2 protein-coding genes are annotated in these 1478 nt (G+C 42.5%); both read left to right on the forward strand.

Annotated features, from left to right (window positions below):
- On the forward strand, positions 1-831 hold an 831-nt coding region (locus tag JJB97_RS17945; RefSeq protein ID WP_238715437.1), incomplete at its 5' end, for an HNH/ENDO VII family nuclease.
- Between the two features lie 3 nt (positions 832-834).
- Positions 835-1299 carry an SMI1/KNR4 family protein gene (locus JJB97_RS17950; RefSeq protein ID WP_238715438.1) on the forward strand — a complete coding sequence of 155 codons (465 nt, stop codon included), beginning with the start codon at positions 835-837 and terminating at the stop codon, positions 1297-1299.
- Positions 1300-1478 lie beyond the last annotated feature (179 nt).

A 1478-nucleotide genomic window follows, 5' to 3' on the forward strand; every position in this document is an offset into this window, starting at 1 on the left:
ACGGCTGCGGTAAGGGATAGCGCGCCGGACGAAGTTGTTCTCGAAAACAACGCCCTCAGTGATATCGGTGAAGCCGTCGCAGCCGGTAAGACGCCGGAGCAAAAGGCTGAAGAGCATGTCCTGGCCGAAAACGAACGCTACATGAAAGAAAACTGTGCCGGAATGAGCGCAGAAGCGTGCTCGGTGCAGATGTACAAACAGCGTATTGAAGCACTGAAAAATACTGCATCGTTCGGGGCAGATTTTGTGCCAGTGGTCGGGGATATCAAAAGCGTTGCAGAAGCACAGAGCGCACTGGATTACCTGGTTGCCGCGATTGGTATTATACCTGGAGCGGGTGACGTTGCCGGTAAAGCCATTAAGGGCGTAGAAACGGCGCTGAAGAAGGGCGATCTGGCTGAGGCATCGAGGCTGATAAATAAGGCCAGTGATGATGTTACATCAGTTAACTACTTCGGTCAGGAACGTAAATACTGGTCATCAGACCCTATTCAATTTGACGGAAATAAAGTTTATCAGCGAAACGATCTCTTTGATCCACAACAGGTTTCATCATGGAAAGTAAAAGGGAAAACAGTAACAGGTACTAATATAGAAAGAATGGCATCTGGCAGAGCACCAATAGGAACAGATGGTAAGTCCGTGAACTTGCATCATATGACACAAAAACAAGATGGTCCTATTGCTGAAGTGACTCAATCTTTCCATAAGGAAAATAGTGCTGTAATTCATATCAACCCAAAGACAATTCCATCTGGTATAAATAGGGCTGCGTTTGATAAATGGAAAAATCAATATTGGCAGCAACGTGCCAAAAACTATGGTGAATAATGTATGAAAAATTTCACGTTGTCTGATGTTGAAAAATTAGTAGATAAACATCGTGATGTTATTGATTTTGGTTCTCCAGAAGATGCGGTTAGTGAGGAGTGGTTTAAACTGGCTGAAGAAGCGCTTGGCTTGCCTTTAACATCTTCTTATAAAAATTTTTTAAGGCATTATGTAGGAGGTGAGATTGCAGGTGAGGAAATATACAGTATTTATGGTCTAAATTTTGAGGATGCCATTGGTGGCGATATCGTTTATCAAAACCTAACTGATAGGAAAAATGGAACTGCTAATGCAGATGAATTGGTGGTGAGTGAAACAGATTTTGGGGAAATATTCTATTTTGATTACTCTCAATATGCTGTAGATGAGTGTCCAATATACATTAGAATTCCTTCTGGTCATTCATTGCATTATGCAAAGAATTTTTATGAGTATTTATGTAAAAGAATAGAAGCACACCTGGATTAGATTTTTTGAATCTGCATGGCATTCTGAGTAATAAAGATATTTTACCTTTGATGTTCCCGGTCACCGTGCCGGGATTTTTTTTCGCCTGTCGTCTGCCACGGCTGTACACGGTTTACCGCCAACTGCGGGACAGGGTATGTTTGATCCTACCCACGTAATATGGACACAGCCCTAAGCGA

It is taken from the genome of Tenebrionibacter intestinalis, from assembly GCF_016632365.1.
In the GTDB taxonomy this organism is placed as follows: Bacteria; Pseudomonadota; Gammaproteobacteria; order Enterobacterales; family Enterobacteriaceae; genus Tenebrionibacter; species Tenebrionibacter intestinalis.

Excerpts from the sequence above, each read along its gene's own strand:
- JJB97_RS17950 (WP_238715438.1), top strand. The coding sequence starts at position 835 with ATGAAAAATTTCACGTTGTCTGATGTTGAAAAATTAGTAGATAAACAT.